The organism is Streptomyces sp. NPDC001100 (genome assembly GCF_053598575.1).
Genome location: NZ_JBSFKO010000023.1, coordinates 94,871 through 121,241, shown reverse-complemented (window position 1 = coordinate 121,241; position 26,371 = coordinate 94,871). Strand labels below are relative to the sequence as shown.

General features: G+C 71.3%; 22 protein-coding genes. 13 read left to right on the top strand and 9 right to left on the bottom strand.

Annotated features, from left to right (window positions below; all coding sequences use genetic code 11):
- Positions 1 to 146 precede the first annotated feature (146 nt).
- Entirely contained in the window at positions 147 to 2,837 is a 2,691-nt protein-coding gene (locus ACWDEW_RS30010; RefSeq protein ID WP_450516688.1) for a LuxR C-terminal-related transcriptional regulator, read from the top strand.
- 106 nt (positions 2,838 to 2,943) lie between these two features.
- Positions 2,944 to 3,141, top strand: a complete 198-nt coding sequence (locus tag ACWDEW_RS30005) for a hypothetical protein (protein ID WP_450516686.1) — start codon at positions 2,944 to 2,946, stop codon at positions 3,139 to 3,141.
- Positions 3,142 to 3,186: 45 nt separating this feature from the next.
- Here the strand turns inward: ACWDEW_RS30005 and ACWDEW_RS30000 are convergent, their stop codons facing one another.
- Positions 3,187 to 3,591 (bottom strand): SHOCT domain-containing protein, encoded by a 405-nt coding sequence (locus ACWDEW_RS30000; RefSeq protein WP_450516684.1) that lies wholly within the window; start codon positions 3,589 to 3,591, stop codon positions 3,187 to 3,189.
- Positions 3,592 to 3,769: 178 nt separating this feature from the next.
- Here ACWDEW_RS30000 and ACWDEW_RS29995 point away from each other — a divergent pair, with 178 nt between their 5' ends.
- Together ACWDEW_RS29995 and ACWDEW_RS29990 are read left to right on the top strand one after the other, a co-directional pair.
- Positions 3,770 to 4,048, top strand: a complete 279-nt coding sequence (locus ACWDEW_RS29995) for a hypothetical protein (RefSeq protein ID WP_450516682.1) — start codon at positions 3,770 to 3,772, stop codon at positions 4,046 to 4,048.
- A gap of 152 nt (positions 4,049 to 4,200) precedes the next feature.
- A complete protein-coding gene (locus ACWDEW_RS29990) occupies positions 4,201 to 5,517 on the top strand; it encodes a DUF2254 family protein (protein WP_450516681.1) in 1,317 nt (438 codons plus the stop codon).
- Here the strand turns inward: ACWDEW_RS29990 and ACWDEW_RS29985 are convergent.
- The 3 genes from ACWDEW_RS29985 to ACWDEW_RS29975 form a co-directional block, all read right to left on the bottom strand.
- Positions 5,514 to 5,930 (bottom strand): DUF7144 family membrane protein, encoded by a 417-nt coding sequence (locus ACWDEW_RS29985; protein WP_450516680.1) that lies wholly within the window; start codon positions 5,928 to 5,930, stop codon positions 5,514 to 5,516. The two genes, ACWDEW_RS29990 and ACWDEW_RS29985, sit on opposite strands and share 4 nt — an antisense overlap.
- 120 nt (positions 5,931 to 6,050) lie before the next feature.
- Positions 6,051 to 7,451: a DUF2252 domain-containing protein gene (locus ACWDEW_RS29980; protein ID WP_450516679.1), complete on the bottom strand. Its 1,401-nt coding sequence runs from the start codon at positions 7,449 to 7,451 to the stop codon at positions 6,051 to 6,053.
- Positions 7,448 to 7,675, bottom strand: a complete 228-nt coding sequence (locus ACWDEW_RS29975; RefSeq protein WP_450516677.1) for a hypothetical protein — start codon at positions 7,673 to 7,675, stop codon at positions 7,448 to 7,450. The genes ACWDEW_RS29980 and ACWDEW_RS29975 overlap by 4 nt, the downstream gene beginning before the upstream one ends.
- Before the next feature lie 202 nt (positions 7,676 to 7,877).
- On the opposite strand from ACWDEW_RS29975, the gene ACWDEW_RS29970 reads away from it, so the two are divergent.
- Positions 7,878 to 9,491, top strand: coding sequence for an MFS transporter (locus ACWDEW_RS29970; RefSeq protein WP_450516675.1), 1,614 nt, complete (start codon positions 7,878 to 7,880; stop codon positions 9,489 to 9,491).
- A gap of 81 nt (positions 9,492 to 9,572) precedes the next feature.
- Here the strand turns inward: ACWDEW_RS29970 and ACWDEW_RS29965 are convergent, their stop codons facing one another.
- Positions 9,573 to 11,993, bottom strand: a complete 2,421-nt coding sequence (locus tag ACWDEW_RS29965) for a GH92 family glycosyl hydrolase (protein ID WP_450516674.1) — start codon at positions 11,991 to 11,993, stop codon at positions 9,573 to 9,575.
- Between the two features lie 347 nt (positions 11,994 to 12,340).
- Between ACWDEW_RS29965 and ACWDEW_RS29960 the strand changes: the two genes are divergently transcribed.
- Positions 12,341 to 13,549 carry a beta-1,3-glucanase family protein gene (locus ACWDEW_RS29960; protein WP_450516673.1) on the top strand — a complete coding sequence of 403 codons (1,209 nt, stop codon included), beginning with the start codon at positions 12,341 to 12,343 and terminating at the stop codon, positions 13,547 to 13,549.
- Between the two features lie 50 nt (positions 13,550 to 13,599).
- Here ACWDEW_RS29960 and ACWDEW_RS29955 read toward each other — a convergent pair whose 3' ends face one another.
- Positions 13,600 to 15,135: a DUF4331 family protein gene (locus ACWDEW_RS29955; protein ID WP_450516671.1), complete on the bottom strand. Its 1,536-nt coding sequence runs from the start codon at positions 15,133 to 15,135 to the stop codon at positions 13,600 to 13,602.
- A gap of 159 nt (positions 15,136 to 15,294) precedes the next feature.
- Between ACWDEW_RS29955 and ACWDEW_RS29950 the strand changes: the two genes are divergently transcribed.
- Positions 15,295 to 16,398 carry a PP2C family protein-serine/threonine phosphatase gene (locus ACWDEW_RS29950; protein ID WP_450516670.1) on the top strand — a complete coding sequence of 368 codons (1,104 nt, stop codon included), beginning with the start codon at positions 15,295 to 15,297 and terminating at the stop codon, positions 16,396 to 16,398.
- A 17-nt stretch (positions 16,399 to 16,415) separates the two neighbouring features.
- Here the strand turns inward: ACWDEW_RS29950 and ACWDEW_RS29945 are convergent, their stop codons facing one another.
- From ACWDEW_RS29945 to ACWDEW_RS29935, 3 genes are all read right to left on the bottom strand, one after another.
- The gene (locus tag ACWDEW_RS29945) at positions 16,416 to 18,662 is read right to left on the bottom strand and encodes an MMPL family transporter (protein WP_450516668.1); all 2,247 of its coding nucleotides are present in this window, start codon (positions 18,660 to 18,662) and stop codon (positions 16,416 to 16,418) included.
- Between the two features lie 94 nt (positions 18,663 to 18,756).
- On the bottom strand, positions 18,757 to 19,197 hold the full coding sequence (locus ACWDEW_RS29940) for an Lrp/AsnC family transcriptional regulator (RefSeq protein WP_450516666.1): 441 nt from the start codon (positions 19,195 to 19,197) through the stop codon (positions 18,757 to 18,759).
- 24 nt (positions 19,198 to 19,221) lie between these two features.
- Positions 19,222 to 20,571 (bottom strand): transaminase, encoded by a 1,350-nt coding sequence (locus tag ACWDEW_RS29935; protein WP_450516664.1) that lies wholly within the window; start codon positions 20,569 to 20,571, stop codon positions 19,222 to 19,224.
- A 387-nt stretch (positions 20,572 to 20,958) separates the two neighbouring features.
- Here ACWDEW_RS29935 and ACWDEW_RS29930 point away from each other — a divergent pair, with 387 nt between their 5' ends.
- Genes ACWDEW_RS29930 through ACWDEW_RS29905 form a run of 6 tightly spaced genes read left to right on the top strand, consistent with a single transcriptional unit; the run spans position 20,959 to position 26,223 of the window.
- On the top strand, positions 20,959 to 22,428 hold the full coding sequence (locus tag ACWDEW_RS29930; RefSeq protein WP_450516662.1) for an ATP-binding protein: 1,470 nt from the start codon (positions 20,959 to 20,961) through the stop codon (positions 22,426 to 22,428).
- Complete coding sequence (locus ACWDEW_RS29925) at positions 22,425 to 22,847, top strand: roadblock/LC7 domain-containing protein (protein WP_093631113.1); 423 nt, start codon at positions 22,425 to 22,427, stop codon at positions 22,845 to 22,847. The genes ACWDEW_RS29930 and ACWDEW_RS29925 overlap by 4 nt, the downstream gene beginning before the upstream one ends.
- Positions 22,844 to 23,206 carry a DUF742 domain-containing protein gene (locus ACWDEW_RS29920; RefSeq protein ID WP_450516660.1) on the top strand — a complete coding sequence of 121 codons (363 nt, stop codon included), beginning with the start codon at positions 22,844 to 22,846 and terminating at the stop codon, positions 23,204 to 23,206. Before ACWDEW_RS29925 ends, ACWDEW_RS29920 begins: the two co-directional genes overlap by 4 nt.
- On the top strand, positions 23,178 to 23,786 hold the full coding sequence (locus tag ACWDEW_RS29915) for a GTP-binding protein (protein WP_450516659.1): 609 nt from the start codon (positions 23,178 to 23,180) through the stop codon (positions 23,784 to 23,786). Before ACWDEW_RS29920 ends, ACWDEW_RS29915 begins: the two co-directional genes overlap by 29 nt.
- The gene (locus ACWDEW_RS29910; protein ID WP_450516657.1) at positions 23,783 to 25,000 is read left to right on the top strand and encodes a cytochrome P450; all 1,218 of its coding nucleotides are present in this window, start codon (positions 23,783 to 23,785) and stop codon (positions 24,998 to 25,000) included. Before ACWDEW_RS29915 ends, ACWDEW_RS29910 begins: the two co-directional genes overlap by 4 nt.
- On the top strand, positions 24,997 to 26,223 hold the full coding sequence (locus tag ACWDEW_RS29905; protein ID WP_450516655.1) for a cytochrome P450 family protein: 1,227 nt from the start codon (positions 24,997 to 24,999) through the stop codon (positions 26,221 to 26,223). Before ACWDEW_RS29910 ends, ACWDEW_RS29905 begins: the two co-directional genes overlap by 4 nt.
- The last annotated feature ends 148 nt before the right edge of the window (positions 26,224 to 26,371 follow it).

Below are 26,371 nucleotides of genomic sequence, written 5' to 3'. Positions count from 1 at the left end.
TCCCGGGTGAAGAGCGGCGCGGCCGGCCGCAGGCGCCCGGGCCCGGGGGGCTGACCAGCATCCATTGCGGCATTACGGGCCCGGGGCGATGATCAATCGGTAGGCGTTATTCCCGGACTGCGAACTGCGGTGTTGCGGTGAGTGCCATGCCCGATCCGACCTCCGGCGGACACCGGGACGCTGCTGCCGAACGTCTTGCGCCGAGCGGTGATCCCCTCCTGGCGGCACGGTTCAGTGTGCCGACTCCTCCCGACACGTTCGTGCGCAGGCCGCGGCTCGTCGACCGGCTGGCTCTGGGTCGGCGGGTGCCCGTGACCCTGGTCAACGGGCCCGCGGGCGCGGGCAAAACGCTGCTGGTGGCCGACTGGATGGCCATGGAGGGTTCGCCGAGCCGTCCGGCGTGGCTGACGGTGGAGGCCGAGGACAACGCCCCCGGAGTGTTCTGGACCTACGTACTGGAGGCCATGCGGCGCCTCGGACTGGGTCCGCCGGACACCGTCGGCAGCCCGGCCCGACCCGGCGAGGTGGACCACTCACTGCTGGCCCGGCTCGCGGCCCATCTCGGTGAGCTGACGGAGCCGGTCGTCCTGGTGCTCGACGAGTTCGACCGCGTGGCCGGCTCGACGGAGATCGCCGACGAGATCGAGTTCGTGCTCCGCCACGTGGGCGACGGGCTGCGACTGGTCCTCATCAGCCGTACGGAACCGCTGCTGCCGTTGCACCGCTACCGCGCCGCCGGCCAGGTCATCGACATCCGGGGCGCCGACCTGGCGTTCCGGCCGGAGGAGACGGCCGAGCTGCTGAGCAGGCACGGAATGCAGCTGTCGGACCGGGGCGTGCGGGCACTGACCGAGCGGACCGGGGGCTGGGCCGCCGGGCTGCGGCTCTGCATCCTGGCGGCGCAGCAGGCCGAGGATCCCGACGTCTTCCTGAAGAACTTCGAAGCGGGCCAGAGCACGCTCGCCGACTTCCTGCTCGCCGAGGTGCTCGACACACAGTCGTCCGAGACCCAGGACCTGATGCTGCGCAGCAGCATCCTCGAACAGATCCACCCCGACCTGGCCAACGCCCTCACGGGCCGTGCCGACGCGGACCCGATCCTCGCCGGACTGCAGCGCGCGAACGCGTTCGTCGGACCGGTCGGCCACTCCTGGTACCGGCTCCACCCGCTTTTCGCCGAGATCCTCCGGGTCCATCTGCGGGTCCGCTGCCCGGGGCTCGAACCCGAGCTTCACCGGAGGGCGGCGCGCTGGCTCAGCGAGGCGGGGAGGTTCGCGGAGGCGCTGCCCCATGCCGCGGCCGGCGGGGACTGGGAACGCACGTCGCGCCAGTTCGTCGAGGAGCTGGCGATCGGGCAGCTGCTCACGGGGCTGGATGCCGAACGCCTCGACCGGCTCTTCGCCCGGATGCCCCCGGCCACGCCCGGTCCCGCCGCGGATCTGGTGCGCACCGCCCGGCATCTGACCCGCCACGACGTCGACCGCGGGCTCGACCATCTGCGCCGTGCCGAGGACAACCTCGGCAACGGCGGCCCCCCGTCCGCGGCCCTGCGGCTCAGCTGCGCCGAGCTGCGGGTGCTCGCCGCCCGGATGACCGGCGCGGCCGATCTGGCCGAGGCCGCAGCGCGGGACGTGGAGGCGGCGCGGCGCGCCGTTCCCGCCGAGCGCCTGGAAGCGCATCCCGAGCTGCGCGCGCTGATGCTCACCGACCTGGGATCGGCCCAGTTGTGGGCGGGACGCTTCGACGCCGCCCGGTCGACGCTGTCCGCCGCCGTGCGGCTGCACGACGGCCCGCACACCGCGCTCCCCCGGCACGAGTGTCTGAGCCGGCTGGCGCTGATCGACTTCCTGCGCGGCTGGCCCGACCGCGCCGAGAGGCATGCCCGGGAGGCGGTCGCCGAAGCGGAGCGCGGCGGCCTGCCGCCCGCCACCCGTACCGGAGTCGCCCAGCTGGTGCTGGCCGCCGTCGCCCTCGACCGGGACGAGCTCGCCGCCGCACACGCCAACCTCGATCAGGCCGCCGCCTCCACGGCGGCGGCGCACGATCCCATCGTGCTGGCCGGCCTGACCCTCCTGCGGTCCCGCCTCCTGCTCGCCAGGGGCAACCCCGAAGCGGCACTCCACGTCCTGGACGAACTGGAGGAACCGCACGCCGTCGCCGAGCCCTCGCCCTGGGTGTGCGACCGCACGGCCCTCACGATGGCCGGCGCGCACCTCGCGGCGGGCCGGCCGGAGGCCGCCATGGAGGTCCTGGCGAAGGACCCGGCCGCCGGGCCGGAGAGCGTGGTGACCGCGGCCCGTGCCCGGCTCGCCGTCGGCCGCGTCGACGAGGCGCTGGACCTGCTCGGCACACTCCCGGGCGGACCGGACGACGGCCCCGCCGTCACGACCAGGGTGCTGCTGGCACGGGCGCAGGCCGCCGACGCGCTGGGCAACGGTTCCGCGGCGGAGCGTCTGACGGCGAGAGCCCTGTCCACGGCCCGCCCCGCGCGGCTGAGGCGGCCGTTCGTCGAGGCCGGACCGTGGCTGCGGCACCTGGTGCACCGCCGGCCGGAACTGACCCGCGGGCACGACTGGCTGCCGCCGACCCTCGTGGGACACGCTCGGGTACGTCACGCGCACGGCACGGGCCCGGCCCTCCTGACCGAGCCGCTGAGCAGGCGCGAGCACGAGGTGCTGGAACGGCTGGCGCAGACGATGTCGACGGAGGACATCGCCGCGGACCTCCATCTGTCGGTCAACACCGTCAAGACCCACCTCAAGAACATCTATCGCAAGCTCGCCGCGACCCGGCGGAGCGAAGCCGTGCGGCATGCCCGCGAGCTGCACCTCCTGTGACGGGGGGGGCCGCTCACCTGGGACGGGTGAGCCGCACACCGTCCGACGGCACGAGCATGGACCGTGGGGCCGGGAGCCGCCGTACGACTGCGAGAGAAGCACGCTCATGCGATACGAGATCCGTGTCGACGGGGAGATGTCCCCCACCATGACCGAGGCGTTCCCTGAGCTGGAGAGCGTCGTCACGGCCGGGCAGACCGTGCTGTCCGGGCAGATCGCCGACGAGGTGGAGCTGTACGGCCTGCTGACGCGTTTCCAGTCGCTGGGGCTGCACGTGGTGGAGATGCGCCGCCTTCATGGGTGATCCGGCCCGGGCGTGCGGCGGACCGGATCACGGGGACGGACTCGCTCACGCGGCGAGCACCTTGGACTTGGCCTTCTCGTACTCGGCGTCGGTGATGTCGCCGTGGTCGTGCAGGCCGGCGAGTTTGGCCAGTTCGTCCGCCTTGTTGGCCCGCGGTGCCGTGTTCTCGGCCGCCGCCTTCTGCACGTAGGAGCGGAACTGCTGCTCCCGCGCCTGCGCCTGCTGCACGTCCCGCTTTCCCATGCCCTTGCCCCGGGCGATCAGATAGACGAGGACGCCCAGGTAGGGCAGTACGCACACGAGGAGGGTCCAGCCCGCCTTGCCCCACCCGCCGAGCTTGTCGTCGCGGAAGATGTCGCCGATGACCCTGAACAGGAGCATGAACCACAGCACCCACAGGAAGAACCACATCATGGTGAGGAACGCGTCGAGCAGGGGGTAGTCGGACATGTTGACCTCCGATGGCCGCGGCCTGGTGGTGTTGACGGCACCACGTTCCACCGGCACGGCGGACGGCGGATCACCCGGTACGGGTGGCCTCACGGCCGGCACGGCGACCGCATCCTCACAGCAGGAGCCCGTTCGACCCGCGCACCACGTGGTCGACATGCGACCAGGAGGCAGAGCCATGGCAACGGACCTCGTTCCCGGGACTGCGAACCTCGCCGATGCCCTGGCGGCCGTGGAGGCAGCCTACGGTGAGCTGAACGCCGGCGACGGCACCGACGAGCGTTCGCTGCGTCGGCTCCACCAGTGCGCCGAGGAACTGGCCGAGGCGACCGCCCGGCACGGGCAGCGCCCCGGAGCCATCCGGCTCGACGAGCCGTGGAACCTGCCGGAGCGGCTGCGGCACCGCTACGTCGCGGCGGATCACGGGGCGCACTGGATCATGCGGCACTGCCACTGAGGTGTCCGCGCGGACGGCCCCGGCACGGGGCCTCCGTCTCGATCGCGCGTCACCCGTCCCGGGTGGTCCACCCCGGCCCCGTCACCCGTCCGGGCCGCCGGGACGGTGTGACCTGACGCGCGCGAACGACGCCCGGCTCTTACGGTGATCGCGTGGAGCTTGAGCCGTGGCACACGCGAGGTCCCGTCAGCACGCCCCGCGTCAGGCGCCTGGCCGCGTTCCTGAGCCCGGCCGTGGCGGTGGCGACGATGGCGGCGGCGGTCGGGCTCGGCCTGGGACTGCCGCACTGGGAGGACTCCCTCCCCCAAGTCGGCCTCACCTACGACTCGGGAACCGCCGCGACGACCCTCGCGGCCATCGCGGGCGGCATGATCACCCTGTCCGGGTTCGTCATCACCGCGGTCACCCTGGTCATCCAGACCGTGCAGAACATGTCTCCCCGGCTGATCGGGGTCATCGGTCACTTCCGCCGGTCGCTGGCCGTCGTGGGGCTGGTGACCGGCACCGCGGTGTACGCACTCGTCGTGCTGGCCCAGATCCGGCCCGACGAGACACCCCGGCTGTCCGTGACAGTGGCCGTCGCTCTGGTGGTCGTCGACACCGCCGTGCTGCTGCAGAGTCTCACCGGGCTCCGGCACCTGGTGACCGGCGGCGGGCTCGCCCGGGCGGTGGGTGAGCTCATGGCCGGGTCGATCGACGCCGCGCTCCCGCCCGGCGGCACGGCGGTGGCCTCCGGCGCGGCGGACGGCTGGGCATCCGGATCGGGCGTTCCGTTGGTGCACACCGGGCGGCCGGGTGTCGTGCGGAGCGTCGACGAGCGTCGGCTGCTGCGCATCGCGACGGACCGCGAGGTTCGTGTCTCGCTCACCGTCAGCCCCGGGGACCACATCGGTGAAGGCACGGTCCTGGGGTACCTGCACGGTCCGGAGGCGTCGCACGGACCGCGTCCCGTCCCCCTGCGCCGCCTGGCTTCCTGCGTACGCGTGGACCGTGTCCGCTCCCTCGGCCAGGATCCGGCGTACGGCCTCAGGCTCCTGGCCGACATCGCGATCCGCGCGCTCTCACCGGCCGTCAACGACCCCGCGACCGCCGTACAGGCACTGGACCAGATCGAGGAGACCCTCGTACGGCTGGTCACGCGTCCGCTCGGCATGACCTTGGTGACCGACGCCGGCGGGACACCCCGGCTGCGCCGGTCGGCCCCCGGATGGCCCGGGCTGGTGAGTCTGGCGCTGGACGAGATCCTCGACTACGGGTCGGCGTCCTTGCAGGTCGTACGGCGCGTCCGGGTGCTGCTCGACACCGTCGCCGAGGCCGCTCCGGACCACCGTCGCGCCCCACTGGCCGAGCGCCTGGCCCTGCTGGACCGCCTCGCCCGCACCTTCCGGGATCCACTGCTCGTCGCGGTGGCGGAGGGTGCGGACCGGCAGGGACTCGGCGGGGCCGGGGCCCCGCCGAACCCTCGCTAGCCGTTCTGGTCCTTCCGCTGGACCACGCACAGCGCCCAGATGACGAACCCGTACAGCGCGATCAACGTGAGCGACCAGACGGGGTAGTACGGGATGGAGAGGAAGTTGGCGATGATCAGCAGCGCCGCGATGCCCACCCCGACGACTCTCGCCCAGGTGGCCGTCGCGAACAGGCCGAGGCCCACGATCATGGCGATCACGCCGAGCGACAGCTGGATCCAGCCCCAGCTCGTCAGGTCGAACTTGAAGACGTAGTTCGGGGTGTTGACGAAGACGTCGTCCTGCGCGATCGCCATGATGCCCCGGAACAGGTCCAGGGTGCCGGCGACGAAGAGCATCACCGCGGCGAAGAGCGTGAGTCCGGTGGCGGCGGCCTGAGCCCCCGGTGAGTGGTGGTGGATGGTGGTGGCCATTGCGGGACCTCCGTTCCTCGTACGGCTGCGGCCCGCAGCCGCTCGTTTCCGAGCCTCCACCCGGTCGGCCGGTCCGTCGTCACCCGGGAAGGGTGAGCGGTGCCGAGGGGCGACCGGGGCTCAGGCGGCCATCGCGGTGACCCGGTCGGCCTGCACGGCCTCGGCGAAGACCTCGTAGTCGCGCTCGTTCTGGTCGGCGTACGCCTCCGCGAACTCGACCATCGCGCGGTCGAAGGCACCGCCGGTGCCGAGGTAGGCGGCGATGGCGACCGGATCGCCGGAACGGGCGTGGGCCCGGGCCAGCGAGCCGCCGCACAGGCCCGCGTAGAGGCGCAGCATGGCGGGCGTCATGGTCTCGGGCCGTGGTGTGCCCTTCCAGTCGCGCAGTTGCCTGACGTAGAAGTCGCGCAGCCTGCCGTCCATGCCCGTGACGCGCTCCCAGCCGAGGAAGATGTCGCTGTTCGCCTGCATCAGCCGCTGCCCGGCGACGACCCGCTTGCCCTGGTTGTCGTACCGGCCCGGGCCGCAGTACGGAGCGAGGACCGACTCTCCGGCCTCCTTGGCCTGGAGCAGCAGTGGATCGCCTTCGTCCCTGCCCACCATGAGGACGATCCAGCAACGGGTCCCCACACTGCCGACCCCCACGACCTTGCGCGCCACGTCGACCAGGCGGAAGCGTTCCAGCAGGTCCCGACGCTCGGTGGAGAGGCTGCGGCCGTAGGTGGCGATCAGCGCGCGCACCGGCCCGCCGAGCTCCTCGTACTCGGTGCCCGGAGTCAGATCGCCGAGCGGGGTGATGAGGGGTGGGTCGGCGACGATCCGGAGCTCGCCGTCGACCACGCCGGTGAGCTTGTCGAACGCTTGGAGGCTGTCCCGGGTACGGGCCTTGGCCAGGGCCCGGGACGTGCGCCGGCGTGTCTTCTTGTCCGGCAGCAGTACGTGAAGCCGGTCGGCGTCGTCCTGGGCGTACCAGATGTCCAGCGTGCGCATGCCGGAGAACCGCTGCATCCGCTCCCGGTACGCCCGCGCCGCCTCGGTGACGACGGCGGCGCGCTGGTCGTCGTCCAGGCCGTTCGCGCGGCCTGCGACGGCGAAGCTGGCGGTCAGCCGCTTGACGTCCCATTCGAAGGGGCCGGGCAGTGTCTCGTCGAAGTCGTTGATGTCGAAGACTAGGTGCCGTTCGGGCGAGGCGAACAGGCCGAAGTTCAGCAGGTGGGCGTCGCCGCACAACTGGGTCGTGATTCCTGTGTGAGGCGCCTGGCCGAGGTCGGCGGCCATGATCGCGGCGGCACCCCGGTAGAACCGGAAGGGCGACTCCACCATCCGGCCGTACCGGATGGGCAGCAGCTCGGGTACCCGGGTGACGGCCTGCTGCTCCAGAACGCCGACGGGATCGGGCCGCCGCTCGGCCGGGACGAACCCGGCGTGGCTCGACCGGGGTGCGGCGGAACGGGCCGCCCTGCCCCGCGCCGCTCGCTCGGCCACGGTGAGGTGGCCGCTGACCTGGTGTGTCGTTGTCATCGTGACCTCCCTGTCGCACGCGTCTCCACATCCGGCAGGCGGCGCATCTCGTCGACGCGCAGTCCCAGGTTCCGGAAACGCAGCAGCAGTCCGTACAGATGCGCCTCGTCCGTCACCGAGCCGGTGAAGACCGTCTGTTCGGAACCGGTCTCCGTCGCCAGCTCCGGGAACGCCTCGGCCAGTGCCATGGAGACGCGACCGTCGACACGGAACTCGTAACGCATGCCGGCACCACCCTCTCCCACCGCGCTGGGGACCCTCTTCCTCGCATGCTGCCCGCCGTACGGCCGTGCCGGATCACCCGCCCGAGGTGAGTGCACGGCTTTCCGCGGGCCCGGACCCGATGTCCGGCCGATCCACCGCCAACCGGTTGACCTCGGTGGCGGGTCGCCGTTCGCTCGCCGCGGTCGCTGCGACGATGCGCCCATGGCATCCCGGGAACACAGCGCTGAGAGTCCGGCGACCGCACGACCGGTCCTGGTGACACTCGCGGCCGGCCAATTCCTGATGGCCCTCGACAGCTCCGTCATGAACGTCTCGATCGCGACAGTGGCCGACGACGTGAACACGACGGTGACGGGCATCCAGGGCGCGATCACCGCCTACACCCTGATCATGGCGATGTTCATGATCCCGGGTGGCAAGGTCGGTGCGCTGATCGGCCACAAACGCGCGTTCATGATCGGCTGCGCCGTGTACGGGTGCGGCTCCCTGACCACGGCGCTGGCCCCGAACCTGCCGGTGCTCCTGGTCGGCTGGGCACTCCTGGAGGGCCTTGGGGCGGCGCTCATCCTGCCCGCGATCGTGGCGCTCGTCGCCGCCAACTTCGGCGTCGAACGCCGACCCGCCGCCTACGGACTGGTCACGGCCGCGGGAGCCGTGGCGATCGCCCTCGGACCGCTCATCGGGGGCGTCGCGACCACGTACTTCTCCTGGCGCTGGGTGTTCGCCGGCGAAGTCGTGATCGTGCTCGGCATCCTGGCCCTCGGCCGCCGCATCACCGACGCACCGGCCGAGAGCCACCCGCGCATCGATCTGGTCGGCGCGGCACTCTCCGCCCTCGGACTCGGGATCTTCGTCTACGGCGTCCTCCGCTCGGACGAGTGGGGCTGGTTCCAGCCGAAGCCCGACGCACCCTCCTGGCTCGGGGTCTCACTGGTCGTCTGGCTGATGCTGGCCGGCCTGCTCCTGATCTGGCTGTTCCTCCGCTGGGAGGCGCGGCTCGTGGAGCGGCGCAGGGAACCGCTCGTGGATCCGGCACTCCTGCGGAACCGCCAGCTCACCGGCGGGCTGACGATGTTCTTCTTCCAGTACCTCGTCCAGATGGGCGTGTTCTTCGTCGTACCCCTCTATCTGTCGGTGGCCCTCGGCCTGTCCGCGCTCAAGACCGGCGCACGCATCCTGCCGCTCTCGCTGACCCTGCTGGCCGCCGCGATCCTCATCCCGCGTTTCCTTCCGCATGTCTCACCGCGGCGGGTGGTGCGGCTCGGGATCCTGTCCCTGTTCGCCGGAGCGGTGGTCCTGATGGCCGCGCTCGACGCCGACGCGGGTGCGGAGATCGTCACCGTCCCCCTCCTGCTGATCGGGCTCGGCATGGGCGCGCTGGCGTCCCAGCTCGGCTCGGTCACCGTGTCCGCGGTACCGGACGAGCGGAGCGCGGAGGTCGGCGGCGTCCAGAACGCGGTCACCAACCTCGGCTCCTCGATCGGCACCGCACTCGCCGGGTCGATCCTGATCGCCGCACTGACGAGCTCCTTCATCAGCAGCATCGAGCAGAACCCGGATGTCCCGGAGCGCGTGAAGAGCACGGCGAGTGTCGAACTCCAAAGCGGCGTGCCCTTCCTGTCGGACGCCCAGCTCAAGGCGGCTCTCGACAAGGAGGGCACGAGCGCGGACGTCACGCAGGCGGCGCTCGACGCGAACTCCGCCGCGCGGCTCGACGGGCTGCGCGCAGCGCTGGCGATCCTCGCCCTCACCTCGCTGCTCGCGATGTTCTTCACCCACCGGATCCCGACGACCCAGCCCCGTTCGAAGTCATAACGGGCCCCCGGACACCCCTCCGGCCGTCCGGGCGAGCCTCCGGCGGCCGACGGACGACGAGTCCGCCGGCCGCAACGCCCGTCAGTTCGGGAGGCCCTCCGGATCGGTCGCCCACCTCGTGTTCGGCTCGGTGGCCAGCCGGAAGTCCAGCCTGCCGCCCTTCAGGGTCAGGTCCGCCCCCGCCCACGAGCGGGTGAGGTCGCGGCCGTTGAGCCGTACACCGTCGATGTACGGATGGCTGTCATCGGCCTCGGGCGCGGTGATGACGATGTCCGTGCGGCCCGGCCGGTCCAGGACCGCCTTCGGGAAGAGCGGTGCGCCGAGAAGGAGGTCGGCGCTGCCCGGGGTGCGCGGATAGACACCGAGGGCGGAGAGGACGTACCAGGCGGACATGGTGCCGAGGTCGTCGTTGCCGGGCAGGCCCTTGGGGCCGGTGCCGTACGCGGTGTCGAGGATCTGGCGGACCGTCGCCTGGGCCTTCCAGGGCTGTCCGAGGGAGTTGTAGAGCCAAGGGGCGTGGATGTCTGGCTCGTTGGTCGGGTCGTAGCGCAGCGCGTCGCCGCCCCTGACCGACCATGCGCCGTCGGCCGTGTGGAAGAAGCCGTCGAGGCGGGAGACCGCCGTCTCGCGTCCGCCCATCGCTTCGGCGAGGCCCCGCACGTCCTGCGGGACCATCCACACGTAGGCGGCGGCCGAGCCCTGGGCGAAGCCGAGGTCGCTCGCCGGGTTGAACGGGCTCACCCAGGAGCCGTCGAGGTTCCGGGCCTGGATGTAGCCGGTGGCGGGGTTGAAGACATTGCGCCAGTAGTCGCCTCGCGCCTCGAAGTCCTTCGCCTCCTCGTCCCGCCCGAGCAGTTTCGCCCACTGCGCGAGGGCCGAGTCGGCGACCGCGTCCTCCAGGGTCTCGGCGGCGCCGCCCCAGCAGTGGCAGGCGTCCTGGACGGCGTAGTGGGAGGTCATGTACTGGGCCAGGTTGGGGCGTTGGCCCACGCACTGGCCGGGGCAGCCGGCGTCCGAGAGTTCGTCCGGGTTGGGCACGGTGGCCTGGTGGACCAGGGAGTCGAAGGCTCCCTGGTAGTCGAAGTTGCGTACGCCCATGGCGTAGAAGGTGGCCAGGCTCGCGGCGGACGGGTCGCCGGTCATCACGTGGGTGGCGCCGCTGATGTGCACCCAGCGGTCCCAGACTCCACCGTTCTGCTGGGCGAAGTTGTAGAGCGATTGAGCGAAGTCGCCCGCGACGGTGGGCTCCAGGAGGGCGAGCAGTTGGATCTGGGCGCGGTACTGGTCCCAGCCGGAGAAGTTGCTGTACTGCGCCCGCTGGCCGCGCGCCAGCCGGTGGACGGTCTGGTCCATGCCCCAGTAACGGCCGTCCGTGTCGCTGATCAGGTTGGGCTGCATGAGGGCGTGGTAGAGCGCCGTGTAGAAGGTCCGGCGGCGGGCGGGGGTGCCGCCGTCGACGCGTACGGTGCTCAACTCGCGGTCCCACGCGCGGGCGCCCGCCCTGGCGACATCGGCCACACGCGCGTGCGGGGCGATTTCCCGGCGGAGGTTGGTCTCGGCCCCGGCGAGGCCGACGTACGAGATGCCGAACCGCATGTGGACATCGTTGTCAGCCGTCGTGTCGAAGCCGACCCAGCCGCCGGAGCCGCGTCCCGCGCGGTCGGCGCCGGTGGCGTATCCCTCGCCTCCCGAGGCGGTCGTCGAACCGGGTGACACGGTGCTGTCGTGCCAGGTGCCGACCGAGGAGAAGGCCCGGTCGAAGGAGGCGCTGAAGTAGAGCCGGTAGTAGCTCTTGCGGTTGTTGACACCGCCGTTGGCGCGGCGTCCGCAGAAGGCGCCGGTGAGGACCCAGCCCGTCACCTGGCGGTGGGCGGTGTCGATGTCGACGTGCGCGTCCGCGCTGCCGTTGAGGGAGTTGGAGACGCGGAAGAGCAGGCTCGCCGGGCGGTCGGCGGGGAAGGTGAAGTCGGCGACTCCGGCGCGCTTGCCGACAGCCAGGTCGGCGGTGGCCCCGGAGGCGAGGCCGAGGGTGTAGCGCCCGGGGGTGGCCTTCTCGTCGGCGTGCGAGAAGTTCGACGCGTAGACGGCGTCCTTGGTGTCCGCCGATGGTGAGGAGGTGACGTCGCCGACGAACGGCATGATCGGTACGTCCCCCGCCGCGCCCGGGTTGCAGCCGGCGCCGTTGACGTGGGTGAGGCTCAGGCCGCGGATGCGGGTCGCCCCGTACTCGTAGCCGTTGGCGGCGCCCGTGCTCGTCTGATCGCCGGTGGTGCTGGTCGGGGACCAGGAGATCATGCCGCCCGGGAGGGTGGCGCCGGGGTAGGTGTTGCCGCCGTTGGAGGAGCCGATCAGCGGGTCGACGAGGGAGGACAGCTCGTCGGGGGTGCCGGTCGCCGCGGAGAGGGCGGGGAACGGGGCGGCTGCGGCGAGCGCGGTCGTGACCGCCGCGGCCGCGACTCCGACGCCGAACCGCCTTGCCGTGCCCAGTAGTTGGTGACGCATGCGTCAAGTCGCCTTTCGGGGAAGGGACATGGGGCCGAAGAGACAGGGGGCGTCGTGAGGCTAGGAGGCCGCGCGATGGGAGGGAAGAGGCACCCGGGTACGGGTGATGAAGTGCGGGTGAACGCTTCACCGTGCGCTTAAGTGGCCCTTAAGCACGGGTTAAGCGACCCATCCCACCTCGTTCCCGCAGGTCAGAGCGGTGACGACTTCTCCTCGACCCGTTGGCCGAAGCAGCGGTCGTGCGTAACATCGGGCCTCGGCGGCGGTGCCGACGCACGCTGTGAGAGCGCTCTCAAATCGTCGGCACCGTCCGCTCCGCACGGCCCGACTCGCCCGGAGGCCCCCACATGACTCCCCCGACCCCCCGCCATCAGCGCACGCTCGGCCGCCGCAAGCTCCTCGCGCTCGGTGGCGCCGCGGTGGCCGCTCCCGCACTCGCCGCCCTGGCACCGCACGCCCTCGCGGACACCAAGCCCATGGAGACGAACGCCGATCAGGCGGGCGGGCTCCCGCTGACGCTGGTCAACAACAGCGGCTCGTTCGACAACGCGAACGTGCACGTCTACATCGTCGGCAACCTGGACGGCACACAGGTGCGGGTCACCCCCGCCGGAACACTCGCGCCGATAGCTCTCTCGGACAACGGCGCCGACGGTTTCACGGACTACGCGATCAGCCTCAACTCGGGTGCGGAGACGACGATTTCACTCCCGTACCTGTCGGGCCGCATCTACGTCTCCCTCGGCGCGAAACTCAAGTTCAAGGCCGTGGCGGACGGCAACGGCAACCCGGCGCTCCAGTACCCGGCCGGCTGGGTGACCTCGGACCCCAACTACGAAGTCCTGCACGACTGCGCCGAGTTCACGCACAACGCGTCGGGGATGTTCTGCAACACGACGATGGTCGACATGTTCAGCGTGCCGTTGAGCATCCGGCTGACCGGCGCGCAGGACCAGACGACGGGCACACTGCGCGACGGCGGGCGGGCGTCGGTGTTCACCGCGGTGCGGGAGGTCGAGGCGTTCGCCCCGCTGGTCATGGGCGACACCCGGGTCATCGCGCCGGGGCACGGGCTGGACGCGGGTCTGTTCGCGGCGGACTACTTCGCGCCCTACATCGACGAGGTGTGGAGCACCTACACCGGCAAGGACCTCACCGTCACCACCAACGCGGGCGCGTTCACCGGGCGGGTACGCGCCGACCGGTTCGCCTTCACCGGCCCCGCCTCGGTCTCCTTCGCGAAGCCGTCGACGCGGGACGTGCTGTTCTGCGACGGCAGCCTGGCCGCCCCGAACGACGGCACCACGGGCCCGGCAGCGGCCGTGCTCGGCGCGGGCTTCAACCGCTCCACCCTCCTGTCGGACTCCGCCCAACCGACCACCGACGCCTCGGAGTTCTACCGCACCGACCTCACGAACCACTACGCGCAGGCGGTGCACGCGGCCACCGCCGACGGCAGGGCCTACGGCTTCGCCTTCGACGACGTGGCGGACTTCGCGTCGTACGTCCAGGACACGGCACCGACGGGGATGCGGCTGACGCTCACGCCGTTCTGATGCCGGAGAGGGCGGGAGCGCGGCCCCCGCCCTCTCTCGTTCCGTGTCGCTCAGTTCGGCCGTTGCGTACGCCGACGCCACCACGCCAGGCCCGCGCCGATCAGCAGGATGCCCGCGGCGCCCGAGCCCACCGAGGCCGCGATCAGGCCGGTGTTGCCCGTGCCGTCCGCCGAGCCGGTCGGTTGCAGGGCGTTGCCCACCTGGTCGCGGACGCTGTTGCCCCCTGCCGTGCCCTTCGCGAGCGGGCCCCGCGAACCGGCGACGGGCTCGGCCAGATAGGGGAAGGAGTCGCCGAACTTCTGGTCGTTGGCGTCGACCGCGTCTCCCAAGTCGTTCTTGGAGCCGACCAGTTCACCCTCGACGGCCTGGAGCGAGATGTCCACGACGTCATCGGTGAGCCGACGCCCGTTCGGGAAGCCCGCGTTGTCGCCGCCGAGGACACCGAGCCGCTTCGGCGCGGCGGTCGGCTTGATCGAGGTGTTCAGGCGCAGCATCTCGGCCGGTCGTACGCCCGGCGGCTGGTTGAGGCCTTTGACGCCCTTCAAAAAGACGTCGACGAGGTCGTTGCGCGGTTCAGCGGGTGCCTTGATCTTGTAGACGGCCTCCATGAGCTTCGGCAGTTCCGGGTCGGTCACGTTCTTCAGGAACTGGGCGTCGTTCCACGGCGAGGACGCGTTGAACCTGTCCTTGTCCCCAAGGGGGTTGACGACCTCGTTGACCAGCGGGTTGCCCAGCCGCGAGACCTGCTCGTAGTCGCCCTGGGCGTTCTTTCGCCGGGTGGTCGACCAGATGCCCACGACCGGCTGCTGCTTCGACTCGGTGATCATGTCGGTGGGCAGTTGCAGGGCGATCGAGTTGACGTTGTAGCCCTTGAGGGTGTCGTTGCCGACCTCGGAGAGGTTGCCGCCGTAGAGCAGGTCGAAGACGCGCAGGTCCAGGAAGAACGGGTCGTCCGCCTGGCCGGCGAACGTCCGCCCTCCGTGGGCGAGTTGACGGACCGCCTGCCGGCGCAGCGTGCCGTAGTCCGGCATCGACGCCTTGCCGACGTTCGACGGGGCCACCGGTACGTCGTCGGCGAGCCTCGTCCTCGACACGAGACTCTGGTTGCGCAGCTTGAGCAGGTCGATGTCGTAGGTCTGGGTGACGTTGAGGTCCGGGTCGTCGAGGCTGGTGACCGGGCCCGTGTCGTAGAGGAACGTCCTCTTGTTCTTCGTGTGCGTCCTGAAGGTGTAGCGCAGCAGCAACTCGCCTTGCGCGTCACCGTTGTTGTCGATGTGGATGTCGTACTGGGCGTCGTCCGCGAAGGTGTAGAAGTTCGGGCCGCCCGCCGGGTCCTCGAACGGGATCCAGTTCGCGATGATCGTCGTCGTCTCCGGATCGTCCGGGCTGACGAAGGCGTACACGTCCGTGTTGTCGTACTTGGGGTGCCCCGAGACGAGCGGGGCCTCCCGGTGGCTGGAGGCGGAGGCCGCCCCCGGTTCCAGCGTGGTCATGCCGGCGGCTGCGAGTCCCCCGGCGGCCAGCGCACCTGCTACGAGGGTCGCGAGGCTCCTGCGCCGCGCACCGCTCCTGGCGATAGGTGTCATACCGTCCGTCCTCTGTGCCAACTTCCCTGACGCTGAAGGATTCGGAACGGTCACCCCTTGCGGATTGGTGAATATCGACCGATCTGACGGATCTTTCAGTTGATCTGTCGATTTGGCGCTCGGCGTGCGGGGCCGGTCCCGTCGTAGGAGCGTGGTGGTGTGGCAAAGGTGCGGGATCTCGTGGCCCGCCGGAACCGGGAGCCGGCCCGGCGCGGCTGGCTGCGGGGCGCTCCGGCACCCCTGTGGGTGCGGGTACTGCCGGCCGTGCTGGTGGTCGGTGTGGGCGTGGCGACGCTGGTGAGTCCGAACCGGCTCGACATCGGCTTCGTACTGGGTGCCATTCCGCCGCTGGCCGGTCTGTCGTACGGTCCGGTGGCGACCGTGCTCTACGGCGGTCTCAGCGTCGCACTGCTGACCGTGCCGGCCTTCCACCTCAACGATCCGGGCAGTACGGACCTGTTGACCATCTGCTTCGTCGCGTTGCTGAGCGTGTTCATCTCGTTCGTACGGAGTCGGCGGGACGCCCAGCTCGATCTGGAGCGTACGGTCGCCGAGGCGGCGCAGCGGGCGGTGGCGCCGCCCCTGCCGGAGCGGGTGGGGCGGGTGCGGTGTGCGGGGCTGTACCGGGCGGCGCAGCGCGGGACGCTGGTCGGGGGTGACTTCTTCGATGTCCGGGACGGGCCGTTCGGGGTGCGGGCGGTGATGGGGGATGTGCAGGGGCACGGGCTGTCGGCCGTGGCGACGGTGGCTTCGCTGCTCGGCGCGTTCCGGGAGGCGGTGCTCGACCGGCCGGAGCTCGAATCGGTCGCCGCGCGGCTCGACCGCAGGCTCGTGGTGGACTCCGCGCGGTCACCGCACGCGGAGTTGTTCGCCACCGCCGTACTGCTGGAGTTCTCGGCGGACGCGCGGGCCGTACGGATCGTGGCCTGCGGGCATCCGGCTCCGGTGGTGCTCCGCGAGGGGCGCGTCGCGGAGATCGACATCGTGCCGTGGACGCCGCTCGGGCTCGGTCTGGCCGACTCGGGTCCGCTCGGTGCCGTCACCGTGCCGCTGCTGCCCGGGGACCGGCTGTTCCTGGCGTCCGACGGGGTGTGGGAGGCACGGGACGCCTCCGGGGCCTTCTATCCGTTCACGGGACGGCTGGCGGCGCTCGCCGACGGGGACGCGGCCGACCTGGCGGAGCGGGTGTGGGCCGATGTGCTGCGGTACTCGGAGGAGATCCGCGACGACGTCACCATGCTCGTCCTGGCGCCCGAGGAATGACATCCGACGCCTGAGGCTCACGCCCCCTCGTGTTCACCCTCCGCGTCGATGTGCGGCAGGATCCGGTCCAGGAGCCGGGGTGTCCACCACGCGTGCCGGCCCAGCAGGGTCATGACCGCGGGCACCATCAGCAGCCGTACGACCGTGGCGTCGATGAGCACGCTCACGGCCAGGCCGAGGCCGAGCATCTTGACCACGATGTTGTCGCTGAGGATGAACGCCGCGAAGACGCTCACCATGATCAGCGCGGCGCAGGTGATGACCCGCGCGGTGATCTCCAGGGCGTGGGCGACGGAGGCCTCGGCGTCGCCGGTGCGCAGCCAGGCCTCGTGGACGCGGGAGAGCAGGAAGATCTCGTAGTCCATGCTCAGGCCGAAGATGATCGCGAACATCATCATCGGGACGTAGCTCTCGATGGGGACCTTGCCTGAGACACCCAGCGCGGGCCCGCCCCAGCCCCACTGGAAGACGGCGACGACGACGCCGTAGGAGGCCGCGATCGAGAGCACGTTGAGGACGGCGGCCTTGAGCGCGACGAGGAGGCCGCGGAACACCGCGAGGATGATCAGGAAGGCCAGGGCCACGACCACGCCGATGATCAGGGGCAGTCGGCTCGACACGATGTCGCGGAAGTCGACCTGCGCGGCCGTGGTGCCGGTGACGTAGCCCTTGGCGGAGGTGCCGGAGACCGCGTCCGGGAGGGTGTCGTGGACGAGGCGGTTGGTGAGGTCGGTGGTGGTGGCGCTCTGCGGGGACTGCTTGGAGTAGACGGTGCCGACCAGGACGTCCCCGTCCTTGGTCGCCGTCAGCGGGGTGACCTTGGCGGCGCCCTGCACCCCGTCGAGGGTCTTCTGCGCCTGGGTGGTGAGGTCCGAGCGCTGGGACGAGGGGACGCCTGTCTGATCGATGACGATGGTCAGTGGCCCGTTGGAGCCCGGCCCGAAGGCGTCGGTCATCAGGTCGTAGGCGCGCCGGTCGGTGAACGAGGTGGGGTCGGCGCCGTCGCCGATGTGGCCGAGCTGGATCGAGAAGACCGGGATCGCGAGGACGACGACGGTGGCGACACCCGCCGCGAGGAAGGTCCACGGCCGGTGTTCCACGCGCTGTGCGTAGCGGTGCCAGGTGCCCGTGGGTTCGGCGCCCGGCTCGGCGTCGGTCTCGGCGACCGGGCGGCGCACCCGGTAGCGGTCGATCCGTTTCCCGACGAGCCCGAGCAGGGCGGGTACGAGGGTGAGCGCGCCGATGACCGCGGACACGACCGTCACGGCGGCGGCGAGCCCGAGTTTGCCGATGAAGGGCACTCCGGACACGAACAGTCCGGCGAGGGCGATGATCACCGTGCAGCCGGAGACGAGCACGGCCCGGCCGCTGGTGGCGGTGGCCTGTCCGGCGGCGCGCACCGGATCCGCGCCGTTCATGAGGTTCTGCCGGTGACGGGTGATCAGGAACAGGGCGTAGTCGATGCCGACACCGAGTCCGATCATCGTCGCCAGGGTGGGTGACACCGTCGCGAAGGTGAAGGCAGCCGCCAGCAGTCCGAGGCAGGCGAGCCCTCCGATCACGCTGATCAGCGCGGTCACCAGGGGCATCGCGGCGGCGATCACACTGCCGAAGCCGATCAGCAGGACGACGATCGCCACGGCGAACCCGATGAGTTCACTGACCCGGTCGTCTGCGGCGGGCCGGGCCAGTTCGCCCAGCGGTCCCCCGTACTCGACCTGCGCTCCGGCGGCGCGCAGCGGCTTCACGGAGTTGTCCACGCCGTGCAGGTAGCCGTCACCGAGGGTGGACGGCTGGACGTCGAAGCGGATCGTGATGTAGCCGGTCTTCGCGTCGGTCGACAGGGGCCCCACGTTCGGACCGGACGATGCCGGCGCCTGCGTTCCGGGCTGTGGCAGCGGGTTCTGCACCGACAGGACGTGCGGGAGTTTCTGCAGGTCGCCGACCGTCTCGGACATCTGGGAGCTCAGTGAGGTGAGCTGTTTGTCCTTGTCGTGGAGGACGATCTGGCTGCTGTAGCCGCCGGCCGCCGGATCGTGGTCCTTGAGGACCTGCAGACCGTGCTGGGACTGTACGCCGGACAGCGAGAAGTCGTCCGAATAGTCGCCCCCGAAGGACCTGTTGAGTACCTGGAGCGCGGCCAGCGCGACGAGCCAGGCCACGACGACGATCACGAAGTGCCGCGCGCACCACTCCCCCAGCCGCCGCAGCACCCCCTTGGCTGCGCCCTTGCTGCCCCCTGCACTGGAATCCGTGGGCGTCATGACCTCGGCCTTTTCCGCCAGGGGACATTTCCGACACCCTCATTAGACGCCCACGGGATCACTACGGCATCTCGGGCCCGCGCTCAGGCTGCGGTCATCCCACGTCCCACAGGAACCGGTGGGTGTGGATGCCGAAGTACGGGAACGACCGGACGCCGCCGACCCCTTCGATCGGCCGCACGACGTCGTTGACGAAGTCGAGCAGGTCCCGCGGTCCCGGGGTGACCACTTCCGCCAACAGGTCGAAGCCGCCGGAGGTGAGCACGGAGTACACCACCTCGTCGCGCAGGGCGAGTTCGTCGGCGACCGTGCGCGGGTCGCCGTCCACCTCGATGCCGAGCATGGCCATGGCCTGGCCGCCCATGGCCATCGGGTCGGTCACCCCGACGACCTGAACGGCCTTGGAATCCAGGAGGCGTTGAAGCCGCTGCCGGGCGGCCGAAGCCGACAGACCGACCTTCGGTCCGAGATCGGCGTAGGCGATACGTCCGTCGGTCTGCAGCTCGCGCAGGATGGCCCGGTCGATGTCGTCCACGTGCTTGTTCTCCAACTCCCTGTGTCAGAAGGCCAGTTCGGCGAGGGCTTCGGCGAAGACCCGGGTGTGGGTGTCGACGTCCTGCTCGGTGGTGTCGGGGCACATCAGCGCCATGCTGTGGAACGGGGTGAGCAGGATGCCCCGGTTGGCGAGGTAGAGGTGCAGGAAATCCTCCAGCTCCGGGTCGCCCGCCGCCTCGGACTCGGTGCCGTTGCGCGGGGCCTGGGAGGCGAAGCGGTACTCGCTGCGGGCGCCGAGGCGGCTCACCGTCCAGGGCAGCGCGTGGGCGTCGATGCCCTCCTGCACACCGGCGGCGAAGCGCTCGGACAGCTTGGCCATATGGGCGAACGCCTCGTCGGTCAGGACGTGTTCGAGGGTGGCGCGCATCGCGGCGACCGAGAGCGCGTTGCCCGCGAGGGTGCCGCCGACCCCGCCCATGTCGACCAGGTCGAGGTCGGCACGGCCCAGCAGCCGGTCGGCGAGTTCGGCGGAGAGGCCGTAGGCGCCTGCCGGGATACCGCCGCCGATCGCCTTGCCGATGGTGAGCAGGTCGGGTTCGAGGTCCCAGGCGGCGGTGCAGCCGCCCGGTCCGGCGGAGAAGGTGTGGGTCTCGTCGATGATGAGCAACGTGCCGTGTTTCCTGGTCAGTTCGCGTACGGCGGTCAGATAGCCGGGCTCCGGCAGCACGATGCCGATGTTGGTGAGCGCGGGTTCCATGAGGACGGCGGCGACGTCACCGTGTGCCAACTCCCGCTCCAGCTGGGCGGGATCGTTGAACTCGGCGACGCGGCTGGTGAGCGTGACGTCGCAGGGGGCGCCGACATTGCCGGGGCGGGCGGTCCCCCGGCCGTCCGGTCCGACGACGATGAGCGACTCGTCCACACTGCCGTGGTAGCTGTAGCTGTTCACCAGGATCTTGGGGCGGTCGGTGACGGCCCGGGCGAGCCGGATCGCCCAGCGGTTGGCGTCGGTCGCGGTGAGCGAGAAGCTCCAGCGGGCCAGTCCGAAGCGGCGGGTGAGTTCCGCGCCGACCCACTCGGCGTCCTCCGTGGGCAGCATCGCCGTGGCTCCGCCCTGTTCGGCGAACCGGCGCTGCACCGCCTCCGCGACCACGGCGGGCGAGTGGCCGGCCATCGCCCCGGTGTCGCCGAGGCTGAAATCGATGTACTCGTGGCCGTCGATGTCGGTGACGCGGGCGCCGCGGGCGGTGTCGAGGTAGCGGGGGAAGGCCCCTGCGGTCTTGTTCATCCAGGTCATCGGCACCCGCCCGAAGAGATGCTCGGCACGGGCGTAGGCGGCCTTCGAGCGCGGATTGCGCCGCTCGGCCTCGGCGCCCTCCTGGGCGAGCAGGTCCTGGAGGCGAGTGCGGTCCATGGGATACCCCGGTGGTGTCGACGACGGAATGTCCGGACGATACGGCCGAAAGCATCGTGGAGGCAAGACATGGCCGCTGAATCAGCTGCTGTCACGATTGATTCGTGCGCGCACCTCGTCGCGCGGCTCGCTCGGTTCGGCAAGCGCGCGACACCCCTCGCCCCGCTCCGGCTGCGCGCCCGATGCACCCACCCCGGCAACTCAACTCCCTTTCCTCACAGGCCATTTCAGACACTTGACGCAGAAGTGAACAGAGAGCTGTCAGTTTCGAAGGGAACTCCTGTTACACCGTGCGAGAGCGGTCGATGACGGTGTGTACTGTGCTCCGGGCACCCCGCCTCAGGGGCTCGAACTCACCCCTGCCCGACTTCTCTTGGACTCGATTCGATGACCGAATTACCGGACCTGGTGACCGGTGCGCTCGCCGCCGGCACGCTGTCCGCGCTGGCGCTCGGCGCCGGCCTGCTGCGGTCGCGGCGTCGACGTGCCCTGCAGCGCGCGGAGATCGCGGAGCTGCGGGACCGTCTGGCCGGTGTCCAGACGGCGTTCGTGGCCGAGGTCGAGCATCTGGCCGTTCAGCGGATCCCGGCCGCAGCCCGGCAGTTGACGCATCCGCGGGTGGCCGTGCCGGGACCGGCGCAGCCGCAGTTCATCGGTTCTCCCCTCGGGATCGCCCTCGAAAGCGTGCTCAGCACGGCGCGTTCGGAGCTCACCGCGCAGCGCACCCGTATCGACGCCGCCGCGCAGGCCGGGATGCGCGGGGCCACCCGGGAGATCCAGGCCGCGCTGTACCGCCTGCAGGACGCCCTGCGCGCGCTCCAACAGCGTTACGACGACCCGGAGTTGACGCAGACCCTGTTCATGCTGGACCACGAGAACGAGCAGTCGCTGCGCCGGGCGCAGGTCACGGCCGTCGTGTGCGGGGCCTGGGTCGGGCTCGCCCGTGAGGACTCGCACCTCGTGGAGGCGGTGACCGGCGGGCAGGCCCGGCTCGCCGGATACCACCGGGTGCGGGTGCACAACCACCTCGAAGCCGGTACCGCGCTGGTCTCGCACGCGGTCGAGCCGGTCGCGATCATCGTCGCCGAACTCCTCGACAACGCGCTGCGGCACTCGGCTCCGGACACCGAAGTCCTGGTCAACCTGGAGCACGTCCATCACGGCGTCTGCGTCACCGTCGACGACGCGGGCGTGGGCATGACCCCCGACGAACGCGAGCACGCCCGGCGGACGGTGGCCGGTACCGACCCGGTCCTCCTCACCGACCTGGGCGATCCGCCGCGCATGGGGTTCGCCGCGATCGGCCGTCTCACCCGGCAGTTCGACCTCGGTGTGGACGTGTCCTCGCCTTCCCCGTACGGCGGTGTCCGCGCGGTCCTGCGCATCGACAGCCACCTCCTCAGCAGGATCGACCCCGAGCGGCAGCCACCCGCGGCGGGCGCCGCGCGCTCCACCCGCCCGGCCCCCGCTCCCACCCGCTCGCCCGCACCCTCCCCGGCCCACTCCTACGGCTCCGAACGCGACGAGCAGGCCACGGCCGACGTGCCCGGACACCAGGCCCTGCCCGACGCCGGCGGGCTCCCGCGACGGCGCCGCCGCGCCGCGGTCGCCACCGCGAACGCGCGGAACGCCCTTCCGGCCCAGGACACGCGGGCCGCCCCGGCCCAACCGGAGTGGCGGCCGGAGCAGGCCGCCGCCGCGCTCGGCGCGCTCCAGTCCGGCACGGCCGCCGCGCGCGCCGCGAGTGCGGGCTCCGGGACCGCCGCGGCGGAGGAGCCCGCTCCGTCGCGACCGGCGGTGCACGACCTCGATCAGAAGAACAACGGGAACGACTACGAGGGGGGAGCGGCTAGATGATCAGCCGCGATGGGGGCGACACGGCATGGGTGCTCGATCCGATCCTGGAGGTGCCGCACGTGGTGGCCGCGGTGCTGCTGACCCGGGACGGGCTGGTGCGGGGGTACACCGACGCGCTGTCCCAGGCCTCGGGCGAGCGGGTGGCCGCGATCACCAGCACGGTGCAGGGGGCGTGCCGTACCGCGGCGGCGGCCTTCGCCGACCGGGAGGACGCCGAGATCCGGCAGGTGGTGATCGAGTCGGACCACGGGTACGTGCTCATCGTCCCCACGGATCACGGGACTTGTGTGGCGGCCTACGGCGACACCGAGGTGCGTCTGGACCTGCTCGCGCACCGGGTGCACTCGCAGGTGGCACGGCTGGGCGAGAAGACGATGGCCGCCGCCCCACGGGGAGTTGACGGCGGCGCGTCGGCATGACGGGCCGCCGCGGCGGCCGTCCTCTGGTCCCCGCGTATCTGTCGACCGGCGGGGTGGCCCGACCCAGTCGCCCGCAGCTGGAGCGGCTGACGGTGCTCTCCGGCAGCGGCGAACCCGTCCCTGCCGGGCTGCCCGCGGCCCAACTCGCCCTGCTGGACGCCCTGTTCGACGGTTCGCTGACGGTGCTGGAGGCGGCGGTCCTGCTGGAGCTGCCGGTCTCCGCGGTGCGGGTGCTGGCCGCCGGTCTGCTCGACCGGGGCCTGGTGCTCGCCCGCGCCCCGATCCCGCCCGCCGAACGCTCCGACCCCGACCTGCTGAAGAGAGTGGCCGATGGCCTACGCGCCCTCAAGCACGACTAGCGGCATCCATCTGCCGGACACCGCACAGGAGTTGGTCAAGATCCTGGTCGCGGGCCCGTTCGGGGTGGGCAAGACGACCCTGATCGACTCGGTGTCGGAGATCCGGCCGCTGCACACCGAGGAGCAGCTGACCGAGGCGTCCGTCCATGTGGACGATCTCGACGGGGTGCGGGAGAAGTCGACGACGACCGTCGCCATCGACTTCGGGCGGCTCAGCCTGCCGGGCGGGATCGTGCTGTACCTCTTCGGCACGCCCGGGCAGGAGCGGTTCCGGGCGCTGTGGGAGGACATCTCGCATGGCGCGCTCAGGGCGCTGGTCCTGGTCGACAGCCGCCGCATCGACGCCTCCTTCGACATGCTCGGTCTGGTGGAGGAGAGCGGACTGCCGTACGCCGTCGCCCTCAACACCTTTCCGGACGCGCCCCGGCACCACACCGACGAACAACTGCGCGCCGCCCTGGACCTGGTGCCCGGCACCCCTCTGGTGACCTGCGACGCCCGGGACGCCGACTCCTCGGTCGACGCGCTGCTCGCCCTGGTCCAGCACCTGATCGACCGCGACCTCCAGGAGCACCGGTGACCACCGCTTCGCCCACCCGACCCGTCCGGTTGTGGGAGGACGGCTTCGCGCTGGATCCCTACGGCTACTACGCCGCCCTGCGCGCCCAGGGTCCGGTCGGCTGGGCCGAACTCGCCCCGGGCGTACCGGCGTACGTCGTCACCGAGCGGCGTGCCGCGCTGGAGCTGCTGCGCGACACCGTAACGTTCTCGCACGATCCCCGGCCGTGGGAGTCGACGGTCGCCGAGGACTCGCCGGTCCTCGGGATGATGCGCTGGCGGCCCAACTCCCTGTTCGCGGACGGCGCCGCGCACGTCCGCTACCGTGCCTCGCTGATCGACGCCTTCGACCGGATCGAGCCGCACGACCTGCGGGACCGGGTGCACCGGGCGGTGCATGTCCTGGTGAGCCGGATCGGGCCGCGCGGACAGGCCGATCTGGTGGGCGAGTTCGCCCGGCCGCTGATGGCACTGGTCTTCAACAGCCTGTTCGGACTGCCCGACAGCCAGAGCGAGCGGCTTGACCGCGCGCTCGGCATGATGATGGAGGGCGGTTCCCAAGCGGCCGAGGGCGAGGCCGAGTTCGGCGGATACGTCCTCGAACTCATCGCCTCGAAGGCCGAGTTGCGCGGCGACGACCTGCCGAGCTGGCTCCTGGACCATCCCGCCGGGCTGAGTCCGGAGGAGGTCGCCTGGCAGGTGTTCCTCACCCTGGGCGCGGGACACGAGCCGACCGCGAACCTGGTGTCCAACGCCCTGTCCCGCGTCCTCGGCACCTCGGTCTACTACTCCACACTGACCAGCGGCGCCCGCCCGGTGACGGACGCCGTGGTGGAGGTCCTGCACCACGAGACCCCTCTCGCCAACTACGGGATCCACTACGCCCGTTCGCCCGTCACGTTCCACGGCGCGTGGATCAGACCGGCGATCCCGGTCGTCGTCTCGTACGGCGCGCTCGCACACTTCGCCGAGCAGGAGGTCGTCAGCGGCCGACACCCCAAGGACGCCTCGCACCTGTCGTGGTCGGCGGGCCCGCACGCCTGCCCGGTCAAGCGGCACACGCTGCTCATCGCGACGGAGGCGATCGAGCGGCTCACCCTGTGGCTGCCCGACCTCGAACCCGTCGTGCCGCGCGCGGAGTTGACCTGGCGTCCCGGACCCTTCCACCGCTCGCTCACGTCGCTGCCCGTGCGGTTCAGCCCCCGCTCCCCCGACCAGCCAGGAGACCCGTCGTGACCGTGTCCGACCGCATCGCCCTCGACCCGTTCGGCGCCGACATGGCCGCCGAGAGCGCCAAGCTGCGTGCCCTCGGCCCGATCGTGCCCGTCGAACTGCCCGGCGGCATCCCCGCGTGGGCGCCCACCGGCTACGACACCCTGAAGGAACTGATCCTCGACCCGCAGGTCAGCCGGGACCCCCGACTGCACTGGCGCCTGTGGCCCGAGATGGGCGAACACCCCTCCTGGGGCTGGGTGCTGGGCTGGATCGGCGTCGTCAACATGCTCTCCACGTACGGCACCGACCACGCCCGCCTGCGCAAACTCGTGGCGCCGAGCTTCACCCACCGGCGCACCGAGGCGATGCGGGCCCGGGTGGAGGCGATCACGGCGGAGCTGCTCGACGCGGTGGCGGCCGACGACGCCGAGGTGATCGACATCAGGGCCGCCCTCGCACATCCCCTGCCGATGCGGATCATCTGTGAACTCTTCGGTGTGCCCGACGAGTTGGTGGCCGACACCGGGCGGCTGATCGCTGCCATCATGGACACCTCGGACCCCTCTCCGGAGCACGCGGCGTTCGTGCAGCAGCAGATCGGCACAGTGCTGCCCGCGCTGATCGCCCACCGCAGCGAGCACCCCGGCGACGACCTCACCACCGAACTGATCCGGGTACGGGACGAGGACGGCGACCGGCTCAGCGACGAGGAACTGCTGTACACCCTGCTGCTGGTGATCGGCGCGGGCTTCGAGACGACGGTCAACCTCATCAGCAACGCGATCGTGGCCCTGCTCAAGCGCCCCGAGCAGCTCGCGGACGTGCGCTCCGGGAAGATCGGCTGGGACGCGGTCGTCGACGAGACCCTGCGGGTCCACCCGTCCATCGCCTCGCTGCCGCTGCGGTTCGCGGTCAGTGACCTGACCGTCGGCGACATCACCGTCCCGGCCGGGGACGCCATCATCACCACCTACGCGGCGGCCGGGCTCGACCCCGCGCACTACGGCCCCGACGCGGACGTCTTCGACGCGGCCCGCGGCGCCGACGACCACCTGTCCTTCGGCATCGGCGTGCACCGCTGCATCGGCGCACCGCTGGCCCGGGTGGAGGCCCTGACCGCGCTGCCCGCGTTCTTCGACCACTTCCCGGACGCCCGCCTCGCCGTCGCCCCGGACACCCTGCGCCAGGTGCCGTCCTTCATCGCCTTCGGCTGGCAGGAGATCCCGGTACGGCTGCGCGGCTGAGCGCCGACGTCGAATCCGTACGGCCGTTCGCGCGCCCGGCGCCGGAACGGCTCCGCCGCGGCCTCGGAGGGGAGCCGCCGGCGGAGCCGTGCTGCCCGGGTTCGGGGGGAGCCCCGAGCGCACTGGTCGGATTCCCCGGTTTCGCCGG